Source organism: Mycobacterium sp. SMC-18, from assembly GCF_045310895.1.
Taxonomy (GTDB): domain Bacteria; phylum Actinomycetota; class Actinomycetes; order Mycobacteriales; family Mycobacteriaceae; genus Mycobacterium.
The window spans coordinates 154,836-175,529 of record NZ_JBJIAL010000009.1 but is presented as its reverse complement, the minus strand read 5'-3'; the positions used below and the strand labels follow the sequence as shown (position 1 = coordinate 175,529).

General features: G+C 65.8%; 19 protein-coding genes. 8 read left to right on the top strand and 11 right to left on the bottom strand.

Annotated features, from left to right (window positions below; all coding sequences use genetic code 11):
* Positions 1-153 precede the first annotated feature (153 nt).
* The 3 genes from ACJH6J_RS10940 to ACJH6J_RS10930 are packed head-to-tail and all read left to right on the top strand — an operon-like array spanning position 154 to position 1,777.
* Complete coding sequence (locus ACJH6J_RS10940) at positions 154-459, top strand: cupredoxin family copper-binding protein (RefSeq protein ID WP_406803950.1); 306 nt, start codon at positions 154-156, stop codon at positions 457-459.
* A complete protein-coding gene (locus ACJH6J_RS10935) occupies positions 456-1,397 on the top strand; it encodes a metallophosphoesterase (RefSeq protein WP_212813719.1) in 942 nt (313 codons plus the stop codon). The genes ACJH6J_RS10940 and ACJH6J_RS10935 overlap by 4 nt, the downstream gene beginning before the upstream one ends.
* Positions 1,394-1,777, top strand: coding sequence for a hypothetical protein (locus ACJH6J_RS10930; RefSeq protein ID WP_244872846.1), 384 nt, complete (start codon positions 1,394-1,396; stop codon positions 1,775-1,777). Before ACJH6J_RS10935 ends, ACJH6J_RS10930 begins: the two co-directional genes overlap by 4 nt.
* A 3-nt stretch (positions 1,778-1,780) precedes the next feature.
* On the opposite strand, the gene ACJH6J_RS10925 is transcribed toward ACJH6J_RS10930, so the two are convergent.
* Positions 1,781-2,440 carry a cutinase family protein gene (locus ACJH6J_RS10925; protein ID WP_207547958.1) on the bottom strand — a complete coding sequence of 220 codons (660 nt, stop codon included), beginning with the start codon at positions 2,438-2,440 and terminating at the stop codon, positions 1,781-1,783.
* A gap of 886 nt (positions 2,441-3,326) precedes the next feature.
* On the opposite strand from ACJH6J_RS10925, the gene nrdH reads away from it, so the two are divergent.
* The 4 genes from nrdH to ACJH6J_RS10905 all read left to right on the top strand — a co-directional run bounded on the left by nrdH (position 3,327) and on the right by ACJH6J_RS10905 (position 7,476).
* Positions 3,327-3,566, top strand: a complete 240-nt coding sequence (gene nrdH / locus ACJH6J_RS10920; RefSeq protein ID WP_020104016.1) for a glutaredoxin-like protein NrdH — start codon at positions 3,327-3,329, stop codon at positions 3,564-3,566.
* A 31-nt stretch (positions 3,567-3,597) separates the two neighbouring features.
* On the top strand, positions 3,598-4,050 hold the full coding sequence (gene nrdI, locus ACJH6J_RS10915) for a class Ib ribonucleoside-diphosphate reductase assembly flavoprotein NrdI (RefSeq protein WP_029119865.1): 453 nt from the start codon (positions 3,598-3,600) through the stop codon (positions 4,048-4,050).
* On the top strand, positions 4,017-6,185 hold the full coding sequence (nrdE, locus tag ACJH6J_RS10910; RefSeq protein ID WP_318986106.1) for a class 1b ribonucleoside-diphosphate reductase subunit alpha: 2,169 nt from the start codon (positions 4,017-4,019) through the stop codon (positions 6,183-6,185). Before nrdI ends, nrdE begins: the two co-directional genes overlap by 34 nt.
* A 136-nt stretch (positions 6,186-6,321) precedes the next feature.
* Complete coding sequence (locus ACJH6J_RS10905; protein WP_406803939.1) at positions 6,322-7,476, top strand: pyridoxal-phosphate dependent enzyme; 1,155 nt, start codon at positions 6,322-6,324, stop codon at positions 7,474-7,476.
* Here the strand turns inward: ACJH6J_RS10905 and ACJH6J_RS10900 are convergent.
* The 5 genes from ACJH6J_RS10900 to ACJH6J_RS10880 form a co-directional block, all read right to left on the bottom strand.
* On the bottom strand, positions 7,439-8,113 hold the full coding sequence (locus ACJH6J_RS10900; RefSeq protein ID WP_318986108.1) for a response regulator: 675 nt from the start codon (positions 8,111-8,113) through the stop codon (positions 7,439-7,441). The genes ACJH6J_RS10905 and ACJH6J_RS10900 overlap by 38 nt on opposite strands.
* Positions 8,103-9,746: a sensor histidine kinase gene (locus ACJH6J_RS10895; protein ID WP_318986109.1), complete on the bottom strand. Its 1,644-nt coding sequence runs from the start codon at positions 9,744-9,746 to the stop codon at positions 8,103-8,105. The genes ACJH6J_RS10900 and ACJH6J_RS10895 overlap by 11 nt, the downstream gene beginning before the upstream one ends.
* Before the next feature lie 50 nt (positions 9,747-9,796).
* Positions 9,797-11,149: a citrate:proton symporter gene (locus ACJH6J_RS10890; RefSeq protein WP_318986110.1), complete on the bottom strand. Its 1,353-nt coding sequence runs from the start codon at positions 11,147-11,149 to the stop codon at positions 9,797-9,799.
* A gap of 126 nt (positions 11,150-11,275) precedes the next feature.
* Entirely contained in the window at positions 11,276-12,340 is a 1,065-nt protein-coding gene (locus ACJH6J_RS10885; protein ID WP_212813735.1) for an alpha/beta hydrolase, read from the bottom strand.
* Positions 12,337-13,908, bottom strand: a complete 1,572-nt coding sequence (locus tag ACJH6J_RS10880; RefSeq protein WP_212813737.1) for an NAD(P)/FAD-dependent oxidoreductase — start codon at positions 13,906-13,908, stop codon at positions 12,337-12,339. The genes ACJH6J_RS10885 and ACJH6J_RS10880 overlap by 4 nt, the downstream gene beginning before the upstream one ends.
* 246 nt (positions 13,909-14,154) lie before the next feature.
* Here ACJH6J_RS10880 and ACJH6J_RS10875 point away from each other — a divergent pair, with 246 nt between their 5' ends.
* Positions 14,155-14,946, top strand: a complete 792-nt coding sequence (locus tag ACJH6J_RS10875) for an SGNH/GDSL hydrolase family protein (RefSeq protein WP_212813740.1) — start codon at positions 14,155-14,157, stop codon at positions 14,944-14,946.
* Positions 14,947-15,051: 105 nt separating this feature from the next.
* Here the strand turns inward: ACJH6J_RS10875 and ACJH6J_RS10870 are convergent, their stop codons facing one another.
* The 5 genes from ACJH6J_RS10870 to ACJH6J_RS10850 form a co-directional block, all read right to left on the bottom strand.
* Positions 15,052-16,440 carry a flavin monoamine oxidase family protein gene (locus ACJH6J_RS10870; RefSeq protein WP_212814736.1) on the bottom strand — a complete coding sequence of 463 codons (1,389 nt, stop codon included), beginning with the start codon at positions 16,438-16,440 and terminating at the stop codon, positions 15,052-15,054.
* A gap of 475 nt (positions 16,441-16,915) precedes the next feature.
* Positions 16,916-17,296 carry a hypothetical protein gene (locus tag ACJH6J_RS10865; protein WP_212813742.1) on the bottom strand — a complete coding sequence of 127 codons (381 nt, stop codon included), beginning with the start codon at positions 17,294-17,296 and terminating at the stop codon, positions 16,916-16,918.
* Between the two features lie 210 nt (positions 17,297-17,506).
* Complete coding sequence (locus tag ACJH6J_RS10860; protein ID WP_234880711.1) at positions 17,507-18,073, bottom strand: MspA family porin; 567 nt, start codon at positions 18,071-18,073, stop codon at positions 17,507-17,509.
* 101 nt (positions 18,074-18,174) lie between these two features.
* Positions 18,175-18,879 (bottom strand): transporter, encoded by a 705-nt coding sequence (locus ACJH6J_RS10855; protein ID WP_212813744.1) that lies wholly within the window; start codon positions 18,877-18,879, stop codon positions 18,175-18,177.
* 217 nt (positions 18,880-19,096) lie between these two features.
* Positions 19,097-20,461: an MFS transporter gene (locus ACJH6J_RS10850; protein WP_244872849.1), complete on the bottom strand. Its 1,365-nt coding sequence runs from the start codon at positions 20,459-20,461 to the stop codon at positions 19,097-19,099.
* Between the last annotated feature and the right edge of the window lie 233 nt (positions 20,462-20,694).

Sequence of the window (20,694 nt, the reverse complement as noted above, 5' to 3'; positions counted from 1 at the left end):
GTTGCGCTCACCGGCGCAGTCCTGCTCCTGTCCGCATGCACCTCGACCGCACCGCAGCAAAAAGCTGCACCCACACCGGTTTTCAGCTCCGACGTCAGTGGGACACCCGGGATGTCCGGAGCCGGCGCCGGCTCCGGACCCACCATGGGTTCCATGGGGTCGATGACGATGTCCCCGCCCGAACCCGGCCACCAGGCGCCGATGCCGGCGGGCCCGAACGCGGTCAACATCGACAACTTCGCCTTCGCGCCCGGCACCCTGACGGTGCCGGCGGGAACGACGCTGACGTGGACCAACCACGACGAAGACCCACACAACGTCGTCGCCGAAGGTGGTCAGTTCCGCTCTCCGACAATGGGTTCCGGCGCCACCTTCAGTTACGTTTTCGCGGCGCCCGGCACGTACACCTACGTCTGCGGCATCCACCCCTTCATGCACGGGACGGTGATGGTCCGATGACCGAGAACACGGCTTCGGGCGACCCGCAACAGATGAACCGTCGCCAATTGCTCCGGCACACCGCGTGGTTCGGCGCCGCTGTCGGGCTGTCGGTGGTCGGCGGGGAAGTGCTGTCGCACGTCGCGGGCAGCAGCTCGTCCGCGCCGGCGGCACCGCCCACGCTGCGCTTCGCCCAGGTCAGCGACAGCCACATCGGCTTCACCGGCGCCGCCAACACCGACGTCGCCGGCTCGTTCACCCATGCCATCGACACCGTCAACAACCTGGGCTACACGCCGGATTTCGTCATCCACACCGGCGATCTGACGCATCTGGCCACCCCCGAGCAGTTCGATCAGGTCCGGCAGATGATGACCGGACTGCGCACCCCGCACGTGTTCACCGTTCCGGGGGAACATGATTCGGCCGACGACGCCGGCGCCAAATACCGGCAGGCGTTCGGTGCGGGCACCCGCGGCGACGGCTGGTACAGCTTCGACATCGCCGGCGTGCACGTCATCGCACTGGTGAACACGCTGAACCTCAAGAAGCTCGGCCACCTCGGCGTCGACCAGCTCGAGTTCGTGGAGAAGGACGTCGCCGGCCTGTCGAGTGATACGCCGATCGTGGTGTTCAGCCACATCCCCCTGTTCGCGATGTATCCCGACTGGGGCTGGGGGACTGACGACTCCGCCCAAGCCTTGAGCTATCTCAAGCGGTTCGCGTCGGTGACCTGCCTCAATGGACATGTGCACCAGGTGTTTTCGAAGACCGAAGGGAACATCACCTTTCACAGCGGCACGACGACCGCCTATCCGCTGCCGCATCCCGGCGACGGCCCGGCGCCGAAACCGCTGACGCTGCCGGCCGGCAAGCTGCACGACGCGCTCGGTATCCGTGAGGTGAGTTACCAGACCGGTCAGCACACGCTCGCGCTCAAAGAACGGACCCTGCTGTGACTCTTGTCTACCGTCTGGTGCTGGCCGCGGCCATGGTTGTCAGCGGCGGTGTGCACGCGTACCTCTACCTGCACGGTTACGGCCACATCCCGGCGGTCGGCACCGGCTTCCTGGTGCAGGCGGCGGTGTTCTGCAGTGTGGGCGTGTTGATCCTGGCCGGCGGTCCGACGTGGTTCCTCTGGGTCGCCGGGTTGCTCGCGGCCGGCGCGCTGGGAGCGTTCGCGCTGTCCCGCACCGTGGGTCTGGCCGGCTTTGTCGAAAAAGGCTGGGAACCAGCGCCTTACGCACTGGTGAGCGCTGTTGCCGAGATCGTCGCCGTGCTGGCGGTCGCCGCCTGGGTGGCGCAGACGTCGCGGCAGCGATCAACTGCGGGCGAGTGACGACTACAGTCGGCCGGCCGCGAACTGTGCCGCTTGGGCGACCATGCCGTTGGCGATGTAGGAGTTGTGCGCGGCGGTGGGCTGCCCCGGGGGTGCACCGTTGCAGATGGTGTCGCCGCTCGCACACTGATCGATGGTCTTGGGCGCGTACAGCGGGCCGATCGTGATCTGCGGCGCGCCGGCGTCGCCGAGGAACCGGTTCGAGGGCTTCCCGAACAGCGCCACGGCCGCGACGTGACCGGCCACCTCGGGCGGCATCGGGGGTGGGACGAAGGCCGCCGGCACGCCCGGCGGGATGTCGGCGGCTGTGGTGAAGGCGGCCACCGCCGCGCCCTGGGAGAAGCCACCGAGCACCATCTTGGTGGCGGGGCACGTGGCCGCCACCGCCTGAATGTGGTTGGTAGCGTCGCGGATTCCGTCGATGACGGTGAGCGCGAACTGGACGCCATCGTTGAAGTCGGCACTGGCCTGGTAGTTCACCGGATAGACGCTGACCGATTTGGTGCCGCTCTTGGCCCGCACGGCGTCGACGAAGGCCTGGCCGATGCCGCCGACACCCGGCGGTTCGCCGGTGCCGCGGGCGAATATCACCTCGGCGTCCGGGCAGGCGTCCGCGGTGGCCGCCGGAGCCGGCGCGGCCATCAGGGCCAGCACGCCGGACATCAGGGTGAACACGCTCGTGAGCCCGCGGGTGCCGAGCCGGCGGCGCACGTTCGGGGTGTCAGCGCAATCCAAAGAGTGCATGGCGAACCTCTGCGTCGTTTCGTCGTTTCGGGATGCCGATTGCCTGATTGCGATAGTACGCAGCGAGTTGGCGCCGGCTTTTTCATGTGGGATGCGCGCAGGCCGCTGTCGGCGGGGCGGGGGATCGGTGGCGTTCGGGCCGCCGCGAACGGTCGGGCTGTTCGGATTCGTGGAGACGGGCTGGGAGCCGGTACCGTATGCAGTCCTCAGTGCGGTCGCCGAAGCGGTGGCATTACTGGCGGCGGGGGTGTGGGCAGTGCGCGCCACGCGGGGGTGGCAGATCACATTTGTCACGTTCGTCACGCGGGTCCCACGGCTGTGGCATCCGTCGCGCGGAAATCGGCGTAGCTGGCGACTTCCGTCGGGCCGAGCCCGGCGCGTCGCGGACGGCGCGCCGCCGGAACTTGTCGGTGCCTGGTGCTAAACCAGTAGTTGGAGCGCGACACGCCCCCCGGTGTGATGTGCGACACGCCGAGAGAGTGTCTCGGATTCGGCCTTACGACCTGGGAATTTCACGAATGTTGTTCAGAACATCTTGTATCTGTTCGGTTTGTCGCCCACTAGGTGTAGTGTTTGACGGACCGACAGGCCCCCACAATTCGAGGGTCGGCCGGGGCCGGAAAGTCAGTCCGACGGGGATTCTCGGACGTGCTGACCGAACGGCCCGGGGCGACCGGAGATGCGGGAATTTCAGGGGTTGCCGGGCCGCTGATCCAGATGGGGATATCAGCGGAAAGCGCTACCCCGTCAGTTGCCAGCCATGTTCAGTTCAGCTTCCAGGCCTTCGAAGAGGAGTCGTACCGAGATGACCGTCACCGTGTACACCAAGCCGGCATGTGTGCAGTGCAACGCCACCTACAAGGCGCTGGACAAGGCGGGCATCGCTTACGAGAAGGTCGACATCAGCATCGATGACGAAGCTCGCGAGTACGTGCTGGCACTCGGTTACCTGCAGGCCCCGGTCGTCGTGACCGACAGCGAGCACTGGTCGGGCTTCCGTCCCGACCGGATCAAGGCGCTCAGCACCGTGGCGGTCACCGCCTAACAAGCAACCAACCGGGGGAGGAGAAGGAACAGTGAGCAATCTCGTCTACTTCTCCAGCGTGTCGGAGAACACCCACCGCTTCGTCCAGAAATTGGACTGGCCGGCCGACCGTGTCACTCGAATCCCCCTGCACGGCCGTATCGAGGTCGACGAGCCCTACGTGCTGGTGCTCCCGACCTACGGCGGCGGACGTGCCACCCCGGACATCAACGACGGTGGCTACGTACCGAAGCAGGTCATCGCCTTTCTCAACAATGAACACAACAGGTCGTTGATCCGCGGCGTTATTGCCGCGGGCAACAACAACTTTGGTGCTGAATTCGCGTACGCGGGCAATGTGGTCTCTCGTAAGTGTGGTGTTCCGTACCTCTATCGCCTTGAACTCATGGGAACCCCGGACGACGTCATCGCCGTTCGTGAGGGTCTGGAAGATTTCTGGAAGGAACTCTCGTGCCACCAACCGTCACAGCTGCAGAACCGGTAGCCGCCACCACGCACGCACTGCCCGGTGAGAGCGACTACCACGCTCTCAACGCGATGCTCAACCTGTACGACGCGGACGGCAAGATCCAGTTCGACAAGGATGTGCTCGCGGCGCGGGAGTACTTCCTGCAGCACGTGAACCAGAACACGGTGTTCTTCCACAGTCAGGACGAGAAGCTCGATTACCTGATCGAGAAGGAGTACTACGAGCGCGAGGTGCTCGACCAGTACAGCCGCAACTTCGTCAAGCAGTTGCTCGACCGGGCCTTCGCCAAGAAGTTCCGCTTCCCGACGTTCCTGGGTGCGTTCAAGTACTACACCAGCTACACGCTGAAGACCTTCGACGGTAAGCGCTACCTGGAGCGCTTCGAGGACCGCGTCGTCATGGTCGCCCTCACGCTGGCCGCCGGCGATACCGAGCTGGCCGAGAAGCTCGTCGACGAGATCATCGACGGCCGGTTCCAGCCGGCCACCCCGACGTTCCTCAACTCGGGCAAGAAGCAGCGCGGCGAGCCCGTGTCGTGCTTCCTGCTGCGCATCGAGGACAACATGGAGTCCATCGGTCGCTCCATCAACTCGGCGCTGCAGCTGTCCAAGCGCGGCGGCGGAGTTGCGTTGCTGCTCAGCAACATTCGCGAGCACGGCGCGCCGATCAAGAACATCGAGAACCAGTCCTCGGGCGTCATCCCGATCATGAAGCTGCTGGAGGACTCGTTCTCCTACGCCAACCAGCTCGGTGCCCGTCAGGGTGCGGGTGCGGTGTACCTGCACGCGCACCACCCGGACATCTACCGCTTCCTCGACACCAAGCGCGAGAACGCCGACGAGAAGATCCGCATCAAGACGCTCTCGCTGGGCGTCGTCATCCCGGACATCACGTTCGAGCTGGCGAAGAAGAACGAGGACATGTACCTCTTCTCGCCGTACGACGTCGAAAAGGTCTACGGACTCCCGTTCGCCGACGTCAACGTCACCGAGAAGTACTACGAGATGGTCGACAACGGCGCCATCCGCAAGACGAAGATCAAGGCGCGCGAGTTCTTCCAGACGCTCGCCGAGCTGCAGTTCGAGTCGGGCTACCCGTACATCATGTTCGAGGACACGGTGAACCGGGCCAACCCGATCGACGGCAAGATCACGCACTCGAACCTGTGCTCGGAAATCCTGCAGGTGTCGACGCCGTCGCTGTACAACGACGATCTGTCCTACGCCAAGGTCGGCAAGGACATCTCGTGCAACCTGGGCTCGCTGAACATCGCGAAGGCCATGGACTCGCCGGACTTCGCGCAGACCATCGAGGTGGCGATCCGTGCCCTGACCGCGGTGTCGGATCAGACGCACATCTGGTCGGTGCCGTCGATCGAGCAGGGCAACAACGACTCGCACGCCATCGGCCTCGGGCAGATGAACCTGCACGGCTACCTGGCTCGCGAGCAGATTTACTACGGCTCCGAAGAGGGCATCGACTTCACCAACATCTACTTCTACACAGTGCTGTTCCACGCGCTGCGCGCCTCGAATCGCATTGCGATCGAACGCGGTACGAAGTTCGGTGGGTTCGAGAAGTCGAAGTACGCCTCGGGTGAGTTCTTCGACAAGTACACCGACCAGGAGTGGGTGCCGAAGACCGACAAGGTCCGCCAGATTTTCGCCGATGCCGGCATTCACATTCCGACGCAGGACGATTGGCGTTCGCTGAAGGAGTCGGTGCAGGCGCACGGCATCTACAACCAGAACCTGCAGGCCGTCCCGCCGACGGGCTCGATCTCGTACATCAACCACTCGACGAGCTCGATCCACCCGGTCGCGTCGAAGATCGAGATCCGCAAGGAAGGCAAGATCGGTCGCGTCTACTACCCGGCGCCGTACCTGACGAACGACAACCTGGAGTACTACCAGGACGCGTACGAGATCGGCTACGAGAAGATCATCGACACCTACGCCGCGGCCACTCAGCATGTGGACCAAGGACTTTCGCTGACGCTGTTCTTCAAGGACACCGCCACGACGCGTGACGTCAACAAGGCCCAGATCTACGCCTGGCGCAAGGGTATCAAGACGCTGTACTACATCCGGCTGCGCCAGATGGCCCTGGAAGGCACCGAGGTGGAGAACTGCGTCAGCTGCATGTTGTAAGCGTAGCTAACTAAAATGCGGGCCAGGGGAATCCCCTGGCCCGCATTTTTTGCGGCGACCACCTTGCAAACTTGGCGTGTCTGCGGCCCGCGGTCCGCGGAAGGCGCGGCATGCTTCATGTGAGAGGGGAGTGTCGATGACTGCGCACGAATCAAGCCTGGTCGACCGCAGCGGGCACCGGTACCCCGCTGACCAACCCCGCTGGCGTGGTGACGACGGCAGCGCGCTGGTCTTCGAACCGCTGCCGGGTATCGGCCGCGCGCAGATCGACAACGCGGTCAACTCTCAGTGGCGTCACCGCGCGGCGCTGCCAAATCCCTTGGCGCACATCGACCCGGTGACACTCGGTGAGGGTCGGACGCCGTTGATCACCCGAACCTTCGACGGCATCGACGTCGGCCTGAAGGTCGAGTCGATGAACCCCACCGGCAGTTTCAAGGATCGTGGCGTCGCGGTGATGGTGACGGCCTTGCGTCACCAGGGCGTCGAGCGCGCGCTCGAGGATTCCAGCGGTAACGGGGGATCCGCGGTCGCGGCGTACTGTGCGGCGGCGGGAATCGAAGCCCACATCCTCGTGCCGGCCGCTACCTCGCCGAACAAGATCGTGCAGAGTCGGTGGCACGGCGCGCACATCGAATTGGTTTCCGGCACAAGGCAGGAGGTGGCGGACGAGGCCGTCCGCCGAGCCGGAACAACCTTCTATGCGAGCCACAACTGGCACCCGCATTTCCTGCAGGGCATCAAACTGATCGCTTACGAGATTTGGGAAGACCTCGGATTCCGTGCTCCCACGGCGGTTCTCGTTCCTGCCGGTGCCGGCAGCCTGGTCCTCGGGTGTGCCATCGGATTCGGCGAGCTGCACCGGGCCGGCGCGATCGACCGAATGCCACGGGTCCTCGTCAGCCAGCCACGGAATTGCTGTCCGCTCGTTGCGGCCGTCGAGCAGGGCCGGGATGAGGTCGCCGAACACCAGTGGTCGACGACCGTCGCCGAGGGAACAGCCATCGCGAAGCCGGTGCGGGACCGCGAAGTCCTGCACGCGATCCGCGACACCGGCGGGACTGCCGTCGCGGTACCCGAGGACGAGTTGCTGCCCGCGGTGGGGGAGCTCGCCAGGGCCGGGCTGTTCGTCGAACCCACCAGTGCCCAGGTTCTTCCCGCACTGCGTCGGCTCCAGGCGGCTGGCGCGATCGACGCCGCAGACACGGTCGTTGCGGTCCTCACCGGATCGGGACTGAAGGCCGGTCACCTTCTCACGCAAGGGCATAACGCTGACGAGGACGGCCGGTAGCGCCGTACTGCAGGCCCATCGTGATAGTGCCGGCCCGAACCAGATCCGCGAGGTAGCGCCGCGCGGTGGCGGGGGACACGCCCACCAGTTGCGCGATCTCGTCTGCCAGTAGTGGTTCACCCGCCGCACGGAGCGCGTCCACGATCAGGCGCTCGGTCGGCGAGGCGCTGTCGTCTTTCTTGGTGGCCGGGCGCTCGGACCGCAGCACCGAGACCGCCGAGTCCACCTGTTCCTGCGTCAGGTGCGGGCCGTCGAGGATCCGCCGATACGCCGTGTATGCCGCCAGGCGCCGCGCCAACTCGGTGTTCGGAAACGGCTTGATCAGATAGTGGAGGGCGCCCGCGGCGAGCCCGGCCCGGATGCTGGCCGCATCGTCAGCGGCACCGAGGATGAACGCGTCGCAGCGCAGGCTGCGCACCAGATCGATGCCGGAGCCGTCCGGCAGGTAGACGTCGACCAGTGCCAGGTCCACCGGTGCCTGCGCGGCGTCGGCGCCGGCCACGATCGTCCCGGCTTCCGCGATCGTTCGCGCCGAGCCGACCGTGACCAATCCGAGCATCGAATCGACGACCGAGGCGTGCAACGCGGCGACCCGAAAGTCGTCGTCCACCACCAGGATTCGCAGCTCACGCGTCATCGCCCAGAACACCTCCCGGAATCATCGCCAGCACCGTGGTCGGCGCGCCGTCCGTGCCGCCGCGAGCGGCGATGGTGATGTCGCCACCATGCCCGCGTGCCACTTGCCGTGCGATGGCCAGACCCATGCCGCGCCCGCCGGGCACCGTCGGATCGGATCGCGTCGTAACTCCTTCGAGGAAGGGGTCGTCGACGGTGAACCCGGGCCCGGTATCGGTCACCACGATCACCAGATCATGCCCGTCGCGCAGCAGGTCCAGCTCCACCGTCGGGACGCGCGCGTCGGGCGCCGCATTCTCGGCTGCCGCGTCGATCGCGTTGTCGAGCAGATTCCCGACGACGGTGGTCGTATCCACCGGGTGGGCGAGTGCGCCGACAAGCGCCGTCTCTTCGCCCACCCGAAGCACGACGCCGCGTTCGTGCGCACGGGCGGCCTTCGCGCCGACGAACGCCCGTAAATGCGGCTCGTCCAGGCGTTCCAGACCTGGCACCGGGGCCACGCCGGCTCGCCCGGTGATCTCGTCCAGGTACCTCAGCGCCTCGGCCGTCCGATTGTCGCGGAGCAGGCCTGACACCACGTGCAGACGGTTCGCCGACTCATGGCGCTGTGCCCGGAGCGCCGAGCTCATCGCCTGCACCGAGTCCAGCTCGCGGGTGAGCGCCTCGATGTCGGTGCGGTCCACGGCGGTCAGTACGGTGCCCAGGTCGGTGCCGTCGCGGTGCACGCGCCGGGACGACACCAGCACCACACGTTCGTTGACGGCCGCGGCCACCGGCACCGTCGTCGGCTCCGCCGCGACCGCCGACACACGGGGAGTCAGACCCAGCTCGCTGAGCGGCGTCCCCGGTGCGGCGGTGATGCCGAGCAACTCCCGCGCCCGCTCGTTGATCACCCGGGCGACACCGTCCGCGTCGATCGCGACGACTCCCTCGGCGCCCGAATGCAGCACCGCGTCCTGCTCGCGGATCAGCTCAGCCATCTCCTCGGGCTCCAGGCTCAAGGTGAGGCGGCGCCAGCGCCTGGTCAACAGCGCCGAGCCGATCGCCCCCACGGTCAGCGCAATCGCCACCAACGTGATCAGCAGCATCAGGGTGCGGTGGGTGGCCTGGTTGACGGTATCCATCGGCACGCCGACGCTGACCAGGCCGACGACCGTGCCGTCCGGACCGCGGATCGGGGCCTTCGCGCGCACCGAATCACCGAGAGTGCCCTGCTGCACGGTCATTTCGGACTCGCCACCGAGCACGGCGGATGGGTCGGTGCTGAGGGGCCGGTCCAGCTGCGCCGGGTCCGGATGCGCGAGGCGGTATCCGGCGTCGTCGGCGATCACCACGAACAGCACCCCGGTGCGGGCGGTGATCGCTGCGGCCTGCCGCTGCAGCGGGCCGGTGGCCAACTCGGCGGCGGTGGCCGGGTGCCCGGCCCGGCGTGCCGCGGATTGGGCGGCCGCGCCGGCCTGAACCTCCTGATCCGAGGCCACCGTCTCCGCGATGGCCTGGGCGCGGCGCGCGAATTCGGTGCGGGTCTGCGTGTCGGTGCGGTGGATGATGATGCCGAAACCGGCGGCCAGGCTGGCGGTCACGATCACCATCTGCAGGAGCAGGATCTGCGTGCGTAATCGGATCCTCGGCATGAGGGTCGAGGCTAACTGCGTCGACGACGGATCGGCCGCGGATCGGTGCGTCAGAGCGGTATCTGGCCGAGGGCGACGCCCACCACGAGCATCGTCAGCGAGACCACCGCCGCGCGCCACAACACCTTCTTGTGGTGATCGGCGAGCCCCACGCCGGCCAGCGCGACCAGCAGCAGGATCGCCGGGACCAGTGGGCTCTGCATATGGAACGGCTGTCCGGTGATCGAGGCCCGCGCCATCTCGGCCGCGCTGATCCCGTAGTGGCTCGCGGTCTCCGAGAGCACCGGCAGGACGCCGAAGTAGAAGGCGTCGTTGGACATCAGGAACGTGAACGGGATGGACAGCACACCGGTGATCACGCCGAGGTGCGGACCCATCGACTCGGGGATGATGCCGGTGACCCAGGTGGCCACCGCTTCCACCATGCCGGTGCCCTTGAACACTCCGGTCAATACCGCGGCGGCGAACACCATGCCCACCACCGACACGATCGACGACGAATGCCGGGTGATCGCGGCCTGCTGTTCGGCCACTTGCGGGAAGTTCACCATGAGGGCCACGGCGGCGGCGATCATGAAGAGCACCGGGATCGGCAGGATGTCCATGGTGAGCACCGCGAGCAGCGCGACGGTGACAATGGCGTTGAACCACAACAGCTTTGGTCGGGCGAACGCGCCGGAGATCGCGCCCGAGTCGTCGGCGGCGCCCTCGAATGCGTCGCCGCCGCCGAGGCCCGCCGGTTCCGGGCCGGCACCGACACCCGCCAGGACCCGCTCGCGAACCACGATCGAACCGATCCGCTTGCGTTCCAGCACTCCCAGGTGCCACGCGAAGGCCAGCACGATGAACATTCCGGCGATCAGCGACGGGATCATCGGGACGAACACCTCGGACGGAGAGATCTTCAGCGCGGCCGCCGCGCGGGCCGTCGGGCCGCCCCACGGCACGATGTTCATGGTGCCGTTCGCCAACCCGGCGACCACGGTGAGCACCACCGGGCTGACACCCAGCTTCAGATACAGCGGCAGAAGCGCGGAGACCGTGACGATGAACGTCGTCGAACCGTCACCGTCGAGCGAGACCACCGCGGCGAGCACCGCGGTGCCGACCACCAGTCGCGCCGGATCGTGGTCCACCACGCGGATCACGGTGCGGACGACCGGATCGAACAGCCCGACATCGATCATGATCCCGAAGAACACGATCGCGAAGAACAGCATCGCGGCGGTGGGCGCCAGGTCCTTGATGCCGTCGGTGATCATCTTCCCGATCCCGCTGCCCGCTCCCGCCAGCAGGCCGAAGGTCACGGGAACGGCGATCAGCGCCACGATGGGCGTGGCGCGTTTGGTCATGATGACGACCATGAAGGCGGCGACCATGGTCAGGCCGAGGGCAACCAACATCAGCTATCTCCTGAGGGTGTGACTGGAGCAATCTCAGAAGGGTCGCTGTAACCGGCATCACAATGCGAGCTTGTACGTATTAGTCGCGCTTTTGCGCGTTTCGCTCGGTGTTGTGTTGCCGGGTGACTAGCGCAGGGCGTGTCGGATCGCGGCGGCGACGCGGCTCACCGCATCGCGGGCTGCTGGGCTGATCTGGGTCATGGAGATGTACCCGTGCACCAGGCCGCTTTCTCGTAGCAGGCGGGTCGGGACGCCGAAGTCCTTGAGCCGCTGGGCGTATGCGATGCCCTCGTCCCGCAAGGTGTCGAAACCGGCGACGGTGACGAGCGTCGGCGGCACCCCGGAGAGGTCCTCCGCCAGAATCGGTGAGACCCGTGGGTCGGAGCCGTCATCGGCATCGGGGACGTACAGCTCGGACAGCCACGCGATCTGCTTGGCGGTCAGCGCGGGGTTGTCGGCGAACTCCGCACGCGAACGGTAGCTGCCCACGGCATCGACGACCGGATACATCAGCACTTGCATCCGGGGCAGCAATGCGTCGCCCTGGAGTTTGTTCGACAGCACCGCACAGAGATTCGCGCCGGCGCTGTCACCAAGCAGGACGATCCGCGCCGGATCGATGCCCCAGTCGGTGCAGCGGGCGACGGCGAAATGCCATGCGTCCCAGGCATCGTCGACAGCCGCCGGAAACGGCGCCTCCGGAGCGAGCCGATACTCGACCGACAGGACATTGACGCCGGCGCCGGCCGCGATGAGGCGGGCGGGGGAGTCGTAATCCTGGCGACTGCCGAGGACGAAACCGCCGCCGTGCAGGAACAGCACGAGCCCGTTGGAGCGCACCTTCGGGCGATACAGGCTGGCCCGAATACCGCTGGGGAGAACGATATCGGGGTCCACGTCCACCGTCACGTTCTCGGATTTGTCCGCGAAGACCCGGCAGTCGTTCGCCATGATGGCGCGCGCCTCGGCCACGGTGCCGTCACTGAAATCAGGCTCCTCGGCGGCGAAGCGCATCAGCAGTGCGATCTCCGGCGCCATCACGTCGCCGTCGGCGTTGACGGTCGGCGGGACGAGCCGGCGGAGGACGGCCTGCGGAGCCCGGCCCAGAGCCGTGAACAGGCTCCGCTGCATCAGCTCGGCCGCGGTCAGTCGGCGGTCCGGCGTCGTGGGTCCGGCAAGGGTCGCCGTCATGACGCGACTCGTCCGGACGCTGCCCGGTTGATCTCGGCCCGGCGATCCTCGTTTTGCGTGCCGCCGACGGCGAGTTCACGTTCCAGCCGCGAGTTGAAGCGCAGATTGTCGTCGATGATCGATCCCCGGTACATCTTCCGGTCTTCCAGGAACACGTTCCGCATCTGCCAGGGCATTCCGTCGCCCTGGCGCGGTAGCGCACGCTTGGCGCGTTGCATGTACCCGGCGTCCAAGTCGAGGATCGACCGCGTGCCGACGCCCTCTGCCGCATACGGCGCGACGGTGTCGTACCCATGGGTGTCCATGTACCGGAGCAGCTCGATGAGGCTCTTGCCGAGCAGCGAAATCTTCAGTGTCCAGGACGATTTGGTGTAGCCGATCGCCATCATCCAGTTCGGGATACCGGACAGCAGGGCACCGCGGTACACCACCGCGTCGGAAAGCTCGACCGGTCGGCCGTCGACGGTCAGGTCGATGCCGCCGAACAGCCGCAGGTTCAGCCCGGTCGCCGTGACGATGAGGTCGGCCGGCAGGTGCTCACCGGACTCGAGTTCGATGCCGGTCTTGGTGAAGCGGCGGATCCGGTCGGTCACCACCGACGCGCTGCCGTCGCGGATCGAGGCGAAGAAGTCGCCGTCGGGCGCGAGGCACAGGCGCTGGTCCCACGGGTCATACGGCGGGTTGAAGTGCCGGTCCACGTCGAATCCCGCCGGCAGTTGCTTCTTGTTCAGGTGGCGGATGACGCGCCGTGCGGTCTTCGGGAACGTGGTCATCAGTTCGACGACCACCCAGTCGAGCAACACGTTCTTCCATCGGGTCGCGAGGTAGCCGCGCCGCTCGCCGAGGAGCCGGGTGAGCTTGAGGCTCAGCGTGTCGACTCGTGGCAGCGACATGATGTACGTCGGCGTGCGCTGCAGCATGGTGGCGTGGTCGGCAGCGCCCTCGCCCTTGAGGAGCGACGGGATGAGCGTGATTGCGGTTGCGCCGCTGCCGATTACGACGACCTTCTTGCCGGAGTGGTCGTAGTCCTCGGGCCAGAACTGTGGGTGGATGATGTCGCCCTCGAAGTCGTCGCGACCCTCGAACTCCGGGGTGTACCCCTCGTCGTACCGGTAGTAGCCCGTGCCGGCGTAGACCCACCCCGCCTTGATCACCTCGTTGTGCACCGCACCGGTGGCATCGGTCACCTCGACAGTCAGGACCCATTCCGCGTCGTCGCTCGACCATGCGGCGGCCACGACGTGGTGGCGGTACCTGATGATCTTGTCGAGGCCGTACTCCTCGACGGTCTCCTTGAGGTAGTCCAGGATCAGCGGTGCGTCCGCGATCGCCTTCTCATCGCGCCAGCTCTTGAACTCGTATGCGAAGGTGTGCAGGTCCGAGTCGGACCGAATGCCGGGGTACCGGAACAGATCCCACGTCCCGCCGATGGCGGCGCGCCCCTCGAGCAGTGCGATCTTCTTCGCCGGGAACTCTTTGGTTAGATACGCCGCCGCGCCGATTCCCGAGATGCCGCCGCCGATGATGACGACGTCGTAGTACTCCGGGTTGGGTACTGGGATGCTCATCTGTCGTTTCCTTCCTGCGCCGGCACTGGCGCCTTGCGATGTGCCTCAGACTGCCGGGGCCGACGTGGTGCGCACCACACCGAAATGCAACAACCTGTATCCGGTAGCGGTGTGATTCGCACCGCGCAGAATTAGGTGTGTCCTCGGCTGAACCGACTGCGGTGCCGGCATCGGCCAACCGACCCCGGGTTGGTGGGACGGGCCGTACCATCGCATGCGCGTCCGGACAGATAGAGGTGCACCGCCATGACCACGTACCGCAGGATCGCTGCACTCGGCAGCTCCTATGCCGCCGGCCCAGGCATCCAACCGGTCGTCAACCGCGCTGCGATGCGTTCGGGCAACAACTACGCGCACGTATTGGCGCGTGCCCTCGGCGCCGAACTCACCGATCTGACGGTTTCGGGCGCGACGACGTCAACCGTCCTGGATACGCCGCAGCGCGTCGGACTCGTGAAGTTCGCGCCGCAGATTCTCTCGCTGCCCGTTGACGCCGACCTGGTACTGATAACGGCCGCCGGCAACGATCTGGAGTACCTGGGTTCTGCGGTCAAGCTGGGCGTCCATTTCACGCTGAATCGCTACACGCGCGGACTCCTGCAGCGGTGGATTCCCGCCGACGTTCCCACGGCGACCGTGGAGCAGCAGAACAAGGCCGCCGCGGGACTGGCCCGCATCGTGACCGAAACACGTTCGCGCGCACCGGAAGCACGTGTCATTCTCGTCGACTATCTCCCGATGGTCGGTGACATGACCGTGCCTTTCATGGATGTTCCGTTCGACAAAGCTGTCGTCGACGCTCTCGCGGCAATTCACGATCAGCTGTCGCGCGTATTCACCGACGTCGCAGAACAAACCGGAACCGATCTCGCGCAGGCATCCCGGTTCGGCCGCGGGCACGAGCTCGGTAGCCCTTCCCCGTGGATCCAGCCCCTGCAGCCTGTTCATCGCATCGCGAGTTCGTTTCACCCGACCGCAGACGGGATGAAAGCCGTTGCCACCGAACTACTGCGCATAATTGGTGAGCCTTCGAGATGACGCCGCGAGGCCGCCCCAAGGCCGATTGGCATCGGCGCCCCTCGGGGGGTGAGTAGGGCCGACGGTGCTTGGCCCGTCTGCTCGTACCCGAGGGGCGCCCGACGGTTATGCCGAGACTTCTGCGGGGCGGCCCAGTCGTTGGGCGATCTGCTCGGCGGTGTGCAGACCGGTCAGGATGGCGCCGTTCATGGTCCCGGCCCACTCGCCCGCGGTTTCCGTGCCCGCCCAGTGGATGCGCCCGTGCGGCGTGGTGAGGGCCTCGCCGTAGTTCACCGATGCAAAAGGCGGCGCGGCCGGATGCGGGCCACCCGGGGCGAAAGGTTCTGTGCCCCAACAGTGATCGATGTAGTCGATGGGGCTGCCGGCCTGCTCGCCGTACAGTTCGACCAACTGGTCGAGCACCAGTTTCCGCCGAACGTCCGGACCGAAGCCGTCGTACACCCGAGCGGTGCAGAAGACCATCAGGATGCCCGGCCCGCCATCGCCGGGGGACACGTCGAAGGTGATGAACACCGGCGCGGTATCGGTCAATGCCTCACCCGAAAGCCCCTCGGACCGCCAGAAGGGCTTGTCGTAGGCGACGAATGCCTTGCTCAGGGCACCCATCGGGAAGCTCGTCGTGAGCCCCTCGGTCTTGGCGGGCAGGGCGGGGTGGTACTCGATGTACGCCCGATGCTCAGGGGCCGCGGTGACGATGGCGTACTTGGCGCTGATCTCTCCCGAGTCGGTAAAGACCGTGACGCCGTTGTCGTCTTGGGAGATCTCGCGGACCTGGGTGTTCAGCACAATTCGGTCGCCGATCTGCGCCGCGAGCCGCTTGGCGATCTCCTGCGTGGTTTCGGTGACGCGGAACTCCTGCTGTCCGCCTTCGACGGCGAGCATGTGATCGAGCCCGCCCACGGCCTGGATGTAGCGCAACACATGCAGCAGTGACACGTCGAGCGGGCTGCAGCCCCACTGCACCCTGGTGACGATGAACATCAGGGCACGTGTGCTGGTCGCGGCCTGCTGCCGGTCCAACCATTCGCCGAACGAGATCGCGTCGAGCTGACCGGCGTCGGGGGATTTCCAGGCGGCGTTGACGTCGATGGTGTCCAGCAATGTGGTCAGCTCCATCAGGATGCGGCCCAGGTCCTCGGCGTCCACCGGTCCGGTCGTCGGCAGGGTGCCGGTGTAGGTCTGGCGTTCCCCGGCCATCCAGAGAACGTTGAGCCCTTCATCGAACTGAGGGGTCAGCGAACATCCCAAGCGCTCCATCAGGTCACGGATTGCGTTGTGGCGCTGGGCAACCCAGGTTGCACCCAGGTCGACCTTGACACCGGCCACTTCCCCTGAGTACGAACGGCCACCGACCCGGTCACGGCCTTCTACGACGAGAACTGATACACCCTGACTGGAGAGCCGATCCGCGGCGCTCAGGCCGGCGAAGCCCGCACCGACAATCACGACGTCGACCGATGCGACTTCGGCGTCGCCCTCAGGTGATTTCGACAAGGTCTGCTCTTTCACGGTTTCCTCCATCGCACTCGCGGTTGAATGACGCGAGATGCAGCGGGCGGCAGTGTCGGTCAGCACCTGCGCAATGATGAACTGCCGCCCGCAGCGGATCACCCTGGCAATCTCCGCATCTCGCTACTGACAGGTTCAGTGTCGCCAGCGATGATTCGACGTGGCCACGACAACGGCCACCGACTTCCGTCGTGCAGGGGTGCACCGTGCACCCCTGATCATCGGCGAGAGGGCGATGTGACGGCTCTGTTGGGGTCGGTCGGTGGAGGTGGTGAGGTGAAGGGCGGAGCCTCCGGCGGTAACAGGCCTTTCTCTGTGGGTTGGACGGGGGAGGTGCTCGTGGGCGCCGTCGAGCTGGGCGCCCGTTGGTCTTCGTTGCCGCAGTCCGCGGTAAACAAGCCGATGACGAGAAGAACTGCCGCGGTCCGGATCGAGACCGAGTTGAGTACGGTGGCCATCGTTATTGCGCAGACTGCTGAGTGGGCGCGGGCTGGGCGGGCGGCTCAAGTTGCGGGTAGCTCGGCGGGGCCGCATTTGTCGCCTCGCCGGTGGGCACCCCCGTCTTCGGTGGTGTCCCGGTGGGACTTTCCAACAGGGGCTGCGGCCACGGCCCCGCATTGGAGACCATGCCCGGTAGCGTGCCGGTGTCGGACTGTAGGAGGGCCGAGGTGCTGTCGGGTGGCACGATGCCACCCTGCACTCCGTAGCGCATGTTGGTGTAGTTCAGGATGAACGACTGATTGGGCGCTGACGGACCGGGCTTGCTATTAGGCAGACTCACGCTGGTCTGCGTGGGATCCGCGGTGGGCCCGCTGGTTCGCACCCCGCGGGTGTCGGTCATGTGCGGGGGATAGGTGTATGCGCCCGTGCCGAATTCGTAGGTATATGCCCCGGGATAGGGGGCGGTAGGCGTTCCCGGGAGAAACGGCAGAATCGGGTCCGCGCTCGCGACAGCGCTGCAGACTGAACCCATCGTGAAAATCATCGCACTGCCCGCGACGAATCGACCGACTCGGAGTTGTGACACAGAGCTCTCCTTTCTCGTGGGACGTCAGATCTTGATCGGGTCGCCGTAGATGGCGTACGAGAAGTGGCTGGCCGCAGTCGAAATGCGCAAGTATGCGTATGAGCGGATGTTGACGTCGCCGCCACAGGCATCGGCTTTGATGTGCAGATTGTCAACGCCCAGAGACGCGGTGTTGCCCGGGCTCAGCGCCATGTTGGTCATCGGCAGATCGACGATGACGCCAGGCTGGACAATGGTTTCCAGGAAGCCCGCAGCGCCGATGGTGCCGCCGACGCCGGACGGTACGCCCGCTGAACCGGCAACGCCGCCGGTGCCGCCCATGACCAAACCTGCCGAAACGTCCGATTGGCAACCCAATTGATAGCCGAGGATGAAGAGGCTGTCCTGGATCGGATTTCCACCACCGGTCGCCGTTGCGGTCGCGGTGGCAGTGACAAATGCTTCACGCGAGTTGGCCGCCGCCGCGAGATTGGGAACAGAGTTCACGACCTCGTTCTTGATCTGCAGATTCAGATGCCAGCCGTCCGGGGACACCTTGTCGTAGACCTGCGGAGCCATGTCGACCGGCGCGGCATGTACTGCCGGTGCCATGCACAGGCTCGCCACCGACGCAGCCACTGCCGCAGCGGCAAGGACGGGAGAGGGTGCAACCTTCAATCTCATTGTTTTCCTTTCATTTTGGTGTGTCGTCTTCATCCGAGGCTGTGCCGGAGGTCTTTTCGATAACTCGAGGTTGTGCCCGCGTCCGCGGCGACGTTGTGGGCATACAGCGCGCGGTAGGCGCGAAGGTAGATGACCCCCTGGGCGCCCCACGTCGCCAGCGCAGCGGTGTAGAAGAACGTGCGGTTGTGGTCGTCGAAGGGGAGCGGGCAGAAGTCATAGGTGATCGCGATGGCCGTCGCGGCAGCAGTGACCAAACCTGTTGCGACTGCGATCTTTCGGGCGCCGGCGTCCCAGACCTTCTTGGCGAAGTAAGCCAGGAATGCTGTCGTCAGCAGATTGGCCACCAGGTAGAACGTTGCCGGTCCGACGTGGAGTGTCTCGTCGTGGAACTTCTTCAGGAACATCGCGGCGACGGCGGCCAGTCCGAAGACGCCGACCTCGACAGCGACTGTCGGCTTGTACCGATGGGTGACCGCCATCAGGCCCATGACGAGGATCAGCGTGAAACCGACCGACCGGGAGAACGCGTCGAGGAAGAAGGAGACGTCGAAGGCGATCCCGCCCTCCGCGGCGCCGAGCAGCGACCCGACGAGGAAGTTGGTGGCAGAAATTCCAACGATCAAGGATTCCAGGCCGAGAAGGTAGTTGCCGTAGTCGCGGATGAACTTCCATCCGATGTAGTAGCCGACGGCCGCCAGCCATACCGCGGCTGCCAGGAACACAAGGTCCGTCATGGTGGTGATTCCTCTCGAAGTGCGGTTGATGGCGGGACGCCGCCAAGTGGCGGGAGGGGTTTCCCGCCGTTGCTCGTCAGGTGGTGCACTACTGTCGCGGTCTGGTGAGCTGGGTCACAACGACGGTGCTCACCTCTTTTGGGGCGGGAGCGGTGCATGGTGCACATATCTGAATTCCCGCTGTGTGGCCCACTCTGGTTAGTGGCCGCCCAAGAGCTCAGGGGGCAGTTTCGTGGCGCTGTAGTCGGTCGAACCAGCGAAGTGCCGGCATCGCGATGAGGGTCGCCGCGGCCAGAGTGAGGAAAGCGGTCGCGGGATGCGTGACGAGCAATCCGACGGCGGTGGCGATGACGACGCCGCCCAGATTGCCGGCCATCCAGATGAGTCCCGCCGCGGTGCTCTCGGCATCGGGAGCGTGGCGCTCACTCAAGGCGAGCACGATGGGCAGCGCCGGCAGTAGCACGAAGCCCACCCCGATCAGGGTGAGGAAGGCCATCGTCGTACTGGGTGCCAGCGCCAGGTGTAGGCACGCCACCGCGGTGAAACCGATTCCGACGCCCATGATCTGGACTTCCCGGCGGTGCCGGTCGGCCCACACCGGTACGACGGCGCAGCCGATGACCCCGGCAATCATGGTGACGGCCAAAACGAGGCCGGCGGTCGATTCTGAGACACCCGAGGGCTCGAGCAGTGGCTGTACGAAGGTGGCGAGTGCGATGAACGTGCCCATCGGGATGGCGACGACCGCGCACAAGCGCCGCAGATAGCGGTTGCCGAATGCGGTGCGGAAGGCCCGAAGTCCTCCAGTCGTGCGAATGGACTCTGGACCGCCCAGTGGCTGTGCGAAGCGAAGCGCCGCCAGGAGACACAGCCCGGCGTCCAGGGCGAGCAGTGCAGTGATGACGGTCAAGGTGTGGATGTGGTTTTCGCCCGGGAGGCACGCGCCGAGCAGATATCCCACGACCATCCCACCGAACGTGGCGGAGGACGCGGCGGCGATGCCGGTGGCGCGGTCCTTTACGGCGAGGTAGCTGACGGCGAGGCCGGGGATCGCGTTGAGGACGAAGGGCTGACCCACCGCTGCGACCATTTGTCCGATCAGCGTCCAGGTGAAGTCACCGGCGACCAGCCGCAGGAACGCGCCGGCCGCGGTGAGTACCGCGCCTGCGATGAGGGCCGGGCGGAAGAACCGATCGAGTGCCAGGCCTGCGGGTATGGCGAGCAGCACGTAGATCAGCGGGAAAACCTGTGACAGCCAACCGATTGCGGCGATTGACACGCCGAAATGCCGGGCCGCGTCGCCGGTCACGGGCGCGTAGTTCACCACGAGTGCCTGCGTGGCGGCGGCCAGGAGCCCGTACGCGGCGAAGACCGACCACCGGCTCTTCACGTGCGCCTCGACGCGGGAGCTTTCGCGCGTGTCCTGGATGCCGTTGCGGCTCACCCGTTCTTCCGGGACACCCGTGGGCCATGCGGCATGAGCATGAAACATATTGCGCTGTTTGGTATTACGTCGAATCAAGACCCACGCGACGGCACCTGCGGCAGCGGCACGCGTGGCCGCCAACTCGGGCAGACTCATCTGCTGTCCTTTTGTTGATCAAATCCGGATTGCGCCCGACTACGTCGGCGGACTACGGGAGGTGTGACCGAACGAATATTCGTTCGTATGAGTGACGTAGGTTACTGCCGCGCGAAAGTCGTGTCAACGGTTGGTTGGTTTCGTCGTCCGCGGCTCTCCGAATCATTCACGAATAGCATTCGCGCCCTTGAGATTTAGGCGTGCAGTGATGATTCGCCACGCAGAGATGGCTG

What these genes read in the sequence shown, in the direction of transcription:
- ACJH6J_RS10940 (WP_406803950.1), top strand. Translation starts at nt 154, where the DNA reads ATGGGGTCGATGACGATGTCCCCGCCCGAACCCGGCCACCAGGCGCCG.
- ACJH6J_RS10935 (WP_212813719.1), top strand. Translation starts at nt 456, where the DNA reads ATGACCGAGAACACGGCTTCGGGCGACCCGCAACAGATGAACCGTCGC.
- ACJH6J_RS10925 (WP_207547958.1), bottom strand. Translation starts at nt 2,440, where the DNA reads ATGTCCGGCGTGCTGGCCCTGATGGCCGCGCCGGCTCCGGCGGCCACC.
- nrdH (WP_020104016.1), top strand. Translation starts at nt 3,327, where the DNA reads ATGACCGTCACCGTGTACACCAAGCCGGCATGTGTGCAGTGCAACGCC.
- ACJH6J_RS10905 (WP_406803939.1), top strand. Translation starts at nt 6,322, where the DNA reads ATGACTGCGCACGAATCAAGCCTGGTCGACCGCAGCGGGCACCGGTAC.
- ACJH6J_RS10900 (WP_318986108.1), bottom strand. Translation starts at nt 8,113, where the DNA reads ATGACGCGTGAGCTGCGAATCCTGGTGGTGGACGACGACTTTCGGGTC.
- ACJH6J_RS10895 (WP_318986109.1), bottom strand. Translation starts at nt 9,746, where the DNA reads ATGCCGAGGATCCGATTACGCACGCAGATCCTGCTCCTGCAGATGGTG.
- ACJH6J_RS10890 (WP_318986110.1), bottom strand. Translation starts at nt 11,149, where the DNA reads ATGTTGGTTGCCCTCGGCCTGACCATGGTCGCCGCCTTCATGGTCGTC.
- ACJH6J_RS10885 (WP_212813735.1), bottom strand. Translation starts at nt 12,340, where the DNA reads ATGACGGCGACCCTTGCCGGACCCACGACGCCGGACCGCCGACTGACC.
- ACJH6J_RS10880 (WP_212813737.1), bottom strand. Translation starts at nt 13,908, where the DNA reads ATGAGCATCCCAGTACCCAACCCGGAGTACTACGACGTCGTCATCATC.
- ACJH6J_RS10875 (WP_212813740.1), top strand. Translation starts at nt 14,155, where the DNA reads ATGACCACGTACCGCAGGATCGCTGCACTCGGCAGCTCCTATGCCGCC.
- ACJH6J_RS10865 (WP_212813742.1), bottom strand. Translation starts at nt 17,296, where the DNA reads ATGACCGACACCCGCGGGGTGCGAACCAGCGGGCCCACCGCGGATCCC.
- ACJH6J_RS10860 (WP_234880711.1), bottom strand. Translation starts at nt 18,073, where the DNA reads ATGGCACCGGCAGTACATGCCGCGCCGGTCGACATGGCTCCGCAGGTC.
- ACJH6J_RS10855 (WP_212813744.1), bottom strand. Translation starts at nt 18,879, where the DNA reads ATGACGGACCTTGTGTTCCTGGCAGCCGCGGTATGGCTGGCGGCCGTC.
- ACJH6J_RS10850 (WP_244872849.1), bottom strand. Translation starts at nt 20,461, where the DNA reads ATGAGTCTGCCCGAGTTGGCGGCCACGCGTGCCGCTGCCGCAGGTGCC.